Below are 8,941 nucleotides of genomic sequence, written 5' to 3' on the forward strand. Positions count from 1 at the left end.
ACTGTGTCACCTAGTTCGCTTGCTAACTAGATCCATAAAAACAATAACAAATACTAATATTTTAGTATTTTTAACTGGATCTCGTGGTCAAGTCTAGCTCGTTTATGTCATTCCCGCCTACGCGGAAATGACATCGTACGTTTTTTTCGAGCCATGCAACAAGACCGGTCAAGCCACGGGATGACAGAGGTGAAATTGACCCACGCAGGCAACGCCATGTGGGAATGACGTAAGAACCATAAATAATACTTATTACTCGTCTCTTACTACTAAAACTGATATATCAGAATGACGGACGATTTTAGAAGCATTAGGTCCAAGCATATAATCTTTTAATTGTAGTCTGACTGCAGAGATTATTATTAAATCGGCTTTAATTTCATTAGAGTGCTTAATTATTTCATCATAAACGGCACCGCTACCTATATAATAATCTGTTTCAATTTCATCAAGAATATATTGTTTGATAAGCTCTTTAATTTGAGTCTGATACTTTCCTTTTTTCTCTGTTTTCCAATTTTTAGGTAAATAATCTTCAAACATTTTCGTACCGAATTCAGGAATTACATACATAAAATGTAATTTTGCTTGAAAGTTCGTCGCAAGCATTAAAGCCTTAGAAAGAATGCCTTTTATAGATTTTTTATCATTTAAATCTATAGGTATAAGTATATTTTTAAATATAGTATTTTCAGACATAAGATATTCTTAGTTTTTATTTCTTACTGAATCATGTTTTGGTAGAACAAAATTTTTAGTATCGGCAAAATAGTTAATATCGAGGTTATTTAATAAGTAATTAGAAAGTTTAAAATTTGCTACGTTTCTATGAAAAGCTCCAATAAATTTATCTAAAATATCACGATTCGCTTCATCTCTAGTTACTAAGATTGCTGATACTTTCACTGTAGTTTGATCATCGGTAATCCCTGGATATAAGCCCTTGTGAAGTATAGCTTTATGAAACGCTCTATTTTGTTTTATTAATTCTGCTATTTTATCATTTTCAATTGAAACGAAATCAACTTCACGCTTATTAGCTATTAAATTTACTAAGGGGTTAGAGTGTCCAACCATCATTATTATAGCATCTATTTCTTATTACAGAATTTATCAATAGAATCTTCATAATTAATATGTAGCTCTTCAGGTTCTTTAGAAAATTTATATAAAGAACGTATGGCATCATAAGTAATATTACTACTGGAAAATGCTGGACCGTTAGTTATTTTTTTCCGTCAATATCAGCAAAAACTTTTATTTTATCCTCATCTTTTACAATAACCGTAAAAAACTCATCATGTAGATTAAGTACCTGACGTAAATTTTGCATTTTTTCTTGATCATGATAATAACCTATGCCCTCATATGCTTCTACTGCAATATTAGCTTGCACTAGAGCTAAATCAATTTTGCCTTGTTGTAATAATTTTAAATTTTCTATACTGCCGTTTGTTGCAACAACTTCACATTTAATATGTTCATTATTTTTATCATCATTTGTAATAGTCTTGCATAAATCAAGTCCAATAGCATAATATCCTTTTAAAATAGAGCCGGTACCGATTTCAATGACTTTTGGAGCAGCATAAATATTACTGCAAATAAGAAATATGCTAATAATAGTAGCTAGTTTAAAATTATTCATAAAACTAATTTAAATTATTTTCGGCTAATTTGAATTATTTGCGGTGTTTTGGTCTTTTTTATGTTCACCAAGCTTTAGTTCTAATAAATTAATAGAACCGATATTTATTCCTTTATCTGAAAACTCAATATCAAACTTAGCTTTTTCTATATTGTTGTAAGCCGAATTTGAACCATTTTGATCTATATTTAATTGTTCGTCGGAAGTTTTATTAATTGCTTTAGCAATAATTGTTTTAATTATTTTCTTAGAAAAAATAATATTATTCGGTAATAATTTATCAACTATGGAATTATAATTTTCCAGCTCAAAATATAGTTTTCCTTCCGGTAATTTACCCGCAAAGAATTGTAAAGCACCGTTTAAATTAACTTTAGAATCATGATCACAAGTAAAAATAAATCTTTCTATATTAAAATTTTGTAAAATAGCTGAACCTTCTCCGTCTTCAGCGAATTTTAAAGAAGCAGCAATATCTAAATTAGCATTTTTAAAATTCAAAATATCTTTTTCTGAATAATAATTCATATTTAAAAATAAGAATATATTTTCCTCAGTTGCTAAATTCTGTTTTCTTACAAGAAATGCTAAACCGTTAATTTTAAAGATTGCTTGATTATCTTTAAATATCGATAATGCTTTGTTATTTAGTTGAACCGATTTTAATATCTCTTTCAAATTATCATTCCTGGATATTTTGTATAAAGGTTTATTAAATTTTCCTATACCTTTTATGTCATCATCGCTGCGTACATCATAGGTAAATGTTTTATCGCCGTAATTATCGACTTCTCTAATAAAAGGACCGAAATTAAGAGCGGCTCTTTTAGTACTAAAAGCTATATTTAGGACAATATTTTCACTAGTAAATTCTTTAGAATTTACATGATCAATTAATTTTACTTTAGGATCCGTTACGGTAATTTTCCAATTAAAAGGATAGCCTGAAAACTTAACTGTATTATAAGATATTTTAAGATTATCGGATTCAGAATTCTTAATTAAACTTACAACGTTATTTTTTATAGTATATGCAGTTGCAAACCATATTATAGTAAAGGCTAAAAACACAAAAAGAAGTATTTGACGTATCACTTTTTAATCCATTATAATTTTATATTACGAGTAGCAGAAGGAAGGCGTACTTTTATGCCGTCTAATTCTTCGGTTAAAATAATTTGGCATCCCAATCTAGAAGTATCGGTAAGACCGAAGGCTAAGTCAAGCATATCTTCCTCTGCTTCCGTAGGTTTTTTAAATTTGTTGTAAAATTCTTCTTCTAAAATAACGTGACAAGTAGCACAAGCAAGAGATCCTTCACAAGCCCCCTCAAGGTCTAGATCGTTACTATGGGCAATTTCTAAAATGGAAAGCCCTATAGGTGCTTCTACAGTTTTTTCTTCTCCATCATTTATAATAAATGTTACTTTTATTTTTCCTGACATTCTTCTTATTTTTCCTTATCTAAATTAGTTCGATTATATATAAAATTTTATATATAACTGAGGCTATTTAATTTGATTGATATTTTTGCTTTTTAGCAAATCATTAATTATTATATTAAGCTTTGTATTCATAGATTTTTTTATTTTTGATTTAAATTCTTTAATAGAATTGTTAATTAAGATCCGATCTCTAGCGTGTGCGGCTTCTTTTATATTATCTAATAAAGAATTAATTATAGATATCTCACTTTCCGATAATAAAGCTGTTAATTCTGCTATAGCACGTTCTATGCTAAAGATTAAAGCCTCTGCTTCAATCATTGCTTCTTGTAATAATCTTGTAGTATAATCTATTTTAGCATTTTTATAAGCGTTTTCTAACATAATATCAATCTCCGTTTTATCAATACCGTGATTTGGCTTTACTTCTATAGTATGTGATGTATTGCTGATTTTCTCATAAGCAGAAACGGATAATATACCGTCTGCATCAATAGCAAAAATAACTTCGACTCTAATATTGCCGGCTTTCATAGGAGGAAGCCCCTTTAACTCAAATCGAGCCAAGCTACGGCAATCGGCAGCCATTTCACGTTCACCTTGCAATATATGAAATTGTATACCGGTTTGATTATCGGCATAAGTGGTAAATTCTTTTACTACCGAAATAGGAATCGGAGTATTACGCATAATGATTTTTTCAACTATACCGCCATATAATTCCATACCCAGCGATAAAGGTACTACATCAATCAATAATGAATTTGTATGGGGTGCTATTAAATTTTCTGCTTGTAATGCAGCTCCCCATACGACTGCTTTATCAGGATCGATATCTGATAAAATATCTACAGCATATTCCATAAAGTTTGATACAAGCGAATTTTGCAGGACTTGACTGTGCTCACGTATTTTTATACGCTCCGCAGGCTCGTCTTTAAATTCATCTTGTCTGAACCTTTTGGAAATATGCTGCACTTTAAATGCTTTAGATAATTCGGTTTTTATTAAAGGAGTACGAGTTGCACCGCCAACTAAAATAATGCCTTCTATCTTTGGATTCCCTGCTTGTGCTAAACATTCTTTAGCTATATTGATAGTACGTTCTACTAAAGGTAAAATTAATTGTTCTAATGTTTGCTTATTAATTGATATAATATCATTATTAAAACTATATTTATATGTTAAAGTTTCTTTTGCTTTTTTTGCAAGTTGTAAAGTATCTATAGAATTAGGTAAATCAAATTTATTGCAAAGATATTGTGTAATTACTACATCTATATCGTCGCCACCAAGCATATTATCGCCGTTTGTTGCTATAACTTGAAAAATACCTTCTTGTATATTAAGAATAGATACGTCAAAAGTGCCGCCACCTAGGTCATATACTAAATAACAACCTTTCTGGTTTTTATTTAAGCCGTAAGCATAGGCAGCTGCAGTAGGTTCGGCAATTAGCCTTAATACTTCAAAACCTGCTATTTTAGCCGCAAGCATTACTTCGCCTCTTGCTGCATCGTTAAAATGTGCAGGTACGGTTATAACTGCTTTAGTTATATTAGTCTTTAATTGCTCTTCTGCTTGATTTTTTAAGTGAATAAAAACTTCTGCTGCAATTTCAGAGATTCGCAGTTGTTTATTTGCAAAGTTTAATTTAAGTGCACTACTATTTACATCTAGATAATCTATAACTAACGAAAAAAGTGCCGGAGTATTTAGAATTTCTTTTAATGTTTTGCCAAATAGTCTTTTAATAGAACGCAGCCCTTTATTATTACCTATTATAAAATTTTCGTTTGTAAAATCTATAGTAGTTGGGATTAGTTCCTCATCATCTCTAGATTTAATAACTTTAACTTTTCTATTAGTTGCAATAGCTATTAATGAGTTAGTAGTGCCAAAATCGATACCGACTGCTATTTGCCGTTCTTGCTTAAAATCAGCTTGCTCCGGTTCTGTAATTTCTATTATTTGCATGATTTTATTTTTGCTTGCAGTTTATGCAGCAATGTCCCAATATATTTAAGCTTGCTAGTTTTTATAGTTGCGTCTGATAGATTTTGTTCTTCAAAAGCTTGTTTTAAAGAATCAATCTCAAGCTTTTTCATTAATTCATATTTGTCTTTTATTTTTTCTAAATCACTAAATAAGATTGTATTTTCGATTATGTCCATTTCATCCCAGAATATGCTTAATTCTAGAGGCGAAAGTAAACTACGTGTCTTTTCGTCATTCAAATTTATATTTTGCAAAAGCAGCATATATTCAGCGCGCTTTAAGGCATCTTTAAGAGTAGAGTAAGCATTATTTAATTCAGCCGCAATAATTAGATTTTGTTCCTTTTCCTGCAAAGTTTTTGCTTTATCGGGATGATACTTTACCTGCATAGTAAAATATTGCTTTTCTAATATCTTTAAATCAATATTATAATCTTGCGGAAGTCCTAATAATTGAAAATAATTTTGCACTTTAAAATTTTATATTATTTTAGGTTTTGTTGCATGAATTGATTTTTATCATCATTGCGAGGAAAAACTATAAGTTTTGACGAAGCAATCCCAGGAGTTTATTATTTCATGAGATTGCCACGCAGCCTACGACTGCTCGCAATGACGACTCAGCGTTCATACAACAAAGACTATGATATTATATACATTAAAAATTAAAAAAATACAATTATGGAAGTAGATCTATTACATTTTGAAAAAAAATATCTTAACTATATTGTCGCAGGTATAGATGAAGCAGGCAGAGGACCGCTAGCAGGTCCGGTAGTAGCAAGTGCCGTTATAATAGATAACACTAATATTATATCGGGCATTAAAGATTCTAAAAAGCTTTCCAAAAAGAAAAGAGAATTACTATATGAACAAATAACTAGTAATTATGTTTGGACAACTGCTATTATTTCTCATACTGAAATTGATGAAATTAATATATTAGAAGCAACTAAAAAAGCTTGCTCTATTACTGCGGCAAATCTTAGCCTTAAGCCGGAAATAGTTTTAGTTGATGGTAATATGCAGTTTAATGATGAAAGATTTGTTAGTATAGTTAACGGTGATAATTTATCGTTATCGATTGCTGCAGCTTCCATTATTGCAAAAGTTACTAGGGATCGTTTGATGCTAGATTTAAGCACTGAATTCCCACAATATTTATGGTACAAAAATTCCGGCTACGGTACCAAAGAACATATAGAAGCTATTAATACATATGGCTTATCACCGTATCATAGAAGAAGTTTTAAGTGTTGTTGAGTGAATTGATTTTTATCATCATTGCGAGGAAAAACTATAAGTTTTGACGAAGCAATCCCAGGAGTTTATTATTTCATGAGATTGCCGCGTCGCTTCGCTCCTCGCAATGACGTTTTTGGTATCCACGCAACAATGACGATTATTGGTATTTACAACGCACACCATCAGCTTAACTCCAATGCCGCCTCTTCTAGAGTTTTTAGCTGATCACGAAGTTTTGCGGCTTGTTCAAATTCGAGATTACTTGCGGCTTTAAGCATGTCTTTCTTTAATTTTTCAATATGGGCTTTTAACTTAGCAGGGTTATCAAATAAAGTATGAGCTTGTTTTTTATCAAGCTTACTATCGACTTTCTCAAGTTCTGCTAAAGCATGAATAGCACGGTTGATGGTTTTTGGAATTATGCCGTGTTTTTCATTATATTCCTGCTGAATTTGCCGTCTACGCGAAGTTTCACTCATGGCTTTATCAATAGATTTAGTCATTTTATCGGCATAAAGTATTACTCTGCCCTCACTATTTCTTGCAGCTCTTCCGATTGTTTGTATTAACGATACTTCAGACCGTAAAAATCCCTCTTTATCTGCATCAAGTATAGCAACTAAGCCGCATTCAGGGATATCAAGCCCTTCTCGAAGTAAATTAATACCGACTAAAATATCGATAGTACCTTGTCTTAAATCTCGTAAAATCTCAATACGCTCTAAAGTATGAACGTTAGAATGTAAATAAGAGGTTTTATATTTTAGCTCCTGCAAATAGGCGGTTAAATCTTCTGCCATTTTTTTAGTTAAGGTGGTAACTAGAACACGAAAACCTTTAGCTATAGTGGCTTGAATCTCGCTAATTAAATCCTCAACCTGATTGGTGGCCGGCTTTATAATACATTCGGGATCAAGCAGTCCCGTAGGTCTGATAATCAACTCTACTACAGTGCTTCCGGTTTCTTCTAGCTCAAACGGTCCCGGGGTTGCTGATACAAAAACGGTTTGCGGTCTAAATTTTTCCCATTCTTCAAATTTTAAAGGTCTGTTATCAAGAGCAGAAGGCAGACGAAACCCATGCTCTACCAATACTTCTTTCCTTGCCCGGTCGCCGTTGTACATCGCTCTAATTTGCGGTACGGATACGTGGCTTTCATCAACAAATAATAACGCATCTTCCGGCAAGTACTCGAATAATGTCGGTGGCGGCTCACCGGCATTACGACCGGTAAAGAATCTCGAATAATTTTCAACGCATTTACAGCTGCCGGTTTCTGTCAGCATTTCAAGGTCATATTGAGTACGTTGATTTAGCCTTTGCGTTTCAAGCGGTTTATCTTGCGACTTTAAGAACTCTAAGCGTTTTTGTAACTCCTCCTCAATACCTGATATGGCACTATTTACCGTTTCTTGCGGCATCACGAAATGCGAATTACCAAAGACCATAGCTTTATCGAGCTTAGCAAGTTTCTCGCCCGTTAAGGGATCGAATTCGTGTATATATTCGAGTTCATTACCGAAAAACGATAAACGCCAAGCTTTATCGCTATAATGTGAGGGGAAAATATCGATATTGTCACCCTTAACTCTAAAGCAACCACGCTCGAACCCAATATCGTTACGCTCATATTGTAGATTTACCAAATCGTTTAATAGTTTATCACGAGGATAGCTTTTACCAGGCTCTAGATTAACCGTCATCTGATAATATAAATCAGGAGAGCCAAGCCCGAAAATACAGGAAACGGAAGAAACTACTATAACGTCACGACGCTCTAATAATGATCTTGTAGCGGAATGACGCATTAAATCAATCTGCTCGTTAATTGATGAATCCTTTTCTATAAAAGTATCGGTACGTGCTATATAAGCTTCGGGCTGGTAATAATCATAATATGAGACAAAATACTCAACGGCGTTCTTTGGAAAAATCGACTTCATTTCTGAATAAATTTGAGCAGCTAAAGTTTTATTATGTGCCATTATCAGAGTAGGGCGATTAGTTCTCTCTATAATATTCGCCATAGTAAAAGTCTTACCTGACCCTGTAATACCAAGCAACATTTGTGAGCGTTTTTTACTGTTTAACCCTGCTATAATTTCATCTATTGCTTTTGGTTGATCACCTGCCGGTTTATATTCTGAGATAATAGAAAAATTATTCATGTATTTTTACTTGCTTTAAAAACTATAGTTTAAGATAATATATTAAAATCTAACAAAAAAATATTATATTATGAATAAAGCTATATTACACACAATTATTATTTATACTCTCGCTAGTTGTCCTTATTGTATAAAAGCTAAAGCATTGCTTGATGAGAAAAATGTTGTTTATGAGGAAATTGAAGTAAGTAATTTTACTCAGGAAGAGAAAGAAAAATTTATTAAGAAATCCGGTGGAAAAAAGACCGTCCCGCAGATATTTATAGATAATATACATGTTGGAGGTTGTGATGCTCTGTTTGATCTTGAAAAAGAGGGAAGGCTAGATAAGTTGTTAGAAAATCAGCCGAAGAAGAAGATGACTATGCCTGCAGCCGAGGCGTAACTAATAAAAACGTCATTGCGAGGAAATTACGAAGTAATTGACGAAGCAATCTC

8 protein-coding genes and 1 pseudogene are annotated in these 8,941 nt (G+C 32.3%); 2 read left to right on the forward strand and 7 right to left on the reverse strand.

Annotated elements, in window-relative coordinates; genetic code table 11:
* Window positions 1-252 precede the first annotated feature (252 nt).
* The 6 genes and pseudogenes from KYQ89_RS01810 to hscB all read right to left on the reverse strand — a co-directional run bounded on the left by KYQ89_RS01810 (window position 253) and on the right by hscB (window position 5,561).
* A complete protein-coding gene (locus KYQ89_RS01810) occupies window positions 253-699 on the reverse strand; it encodes a universal stress protein (protein WP_218460154.1) in 447 nt (148 codons plus the stop codon).
* 9 nt (window positions 700-708) lie between these two features.
* A pseudogene (locus KYQ89_RS01815) lies at window positions 709-1,648 on the reverse strand (TAXI family TRAP transporter solute-binding subunit).
* A gap of 24 nt (window positions 1,649-1,672) precedes the next feature.
* Window positions 1,673-2,743, reverse strand: coding sequence for a hypothetical protein (locus KYQ89_RS01820; protein ID WP_218460156.1), 1,071 nt, complete (start codon window positions 2,741-2,743; stop codon window positions 1,673-1,675).
* Window positions 2,744-2,754: 11 nt separating this feature from the next.
* Complete coding sequence (locus KYQ89_RS01825; protein WP_218460157.1) at window positions 2,755-3,093, reverse strand: ferredoxin family 2Fe-2S iron-sulfur cluster binding protein; 339 nt, start codon at window positions 3,091-3,093, stop codon at window positions 2,755-2,757.
* Window positions 3,094-3,156: 63 nt separating this feature from the next.
* Window positions 3,157-5,070, reverse strand: a complete 1,914-nt coding sequence (gene hscA / locus KYQ89_RS01830; RefSeq protein WP_218460159.1) for a Fe-S protein assembly chaperone HscA — start codon at window positions 5,068-5,070, stop codon at window positions 3,157-3,159.
* The gene (gene hscB / locus KYQ89_RS01835) at window positions 5,061-5,561 is read right to left on the reverse strand and encodes a Fe-S protein assembly co-chaperone HscB (protein ID WP_218460160.1); all 501 of its coding nucleotides are present in this window, start codon (window positions 5,559-5,561) and stop codon (window positions 5,061-5,063) included. Before hscB ends, hscA begins: the two co-directional genes overlap by 10 nt.
* 210 nt (window positions 5,562-5,771) lie before the next feature.
* Here hscB and KYQ89_RS01840 point away from each other — a divergent pair, with 210 nt between their 5' ends.
* Window positions 5,772-6,353 carry a ribonuclease HII gene (locus KYQ89_RS01840; RefSeq protein ID WP_218460161.1) on the forward strand — a complete coding sequence of 194 codons (582 nt, stop codon included), beginning with the start codon at window positions 5,772-5,774 and terminating at the stop codon, window positions 6,351-6,353.
* Window positions 6,354-6,517: 164 nt separating this feature from the next.
* Here the strand turns inward: KYQ89_RS01840 and uvrB are convergent, their stop codons facing one another.
* Window positions 6,518-8,503 carry an excinuclease ABC subunit UvrB gene (uvrB, locus tag KYQ89_RS01845; RefSeq protein ID WP_218460162.1) on the reverse strand — a complete coding sequence of 662 codons (1,986 nt, stop codon included), beginning with the start codon at window positions 8,501-8,503 and terminating at the stop codon, window positions 6,518-6,520.
* A 70-nt stretch (window positions 8,504-8,573) separates the two neighbouring features.
* Between uvrB and grxC the strand changes: the two genes are divergently transcribed.
* Window positions 8,574-8,888, forward strand: a complete 315-nt coding sequence (gene grxC, locus KYQ89_RS01850) for a glutaredoxin 3 (protein WP_218460163.1) — start codon at window positions 8,574-8,576, stop codon at window positions 8,886-8,888.
* The last annotated feature ends 53 nt before the right edge of the window (window positions 8,889-8,941 follow it).

The organism is Rickettsia sp. TH2014, from assembly GCF_019249195.1.
Classification (GTDB): Bacteria; Pseudomonadota; Alphaproteobacteria; order Rickettsiales; family Rickettsiaceae; genus Rickettsia; species Rickettsia felis.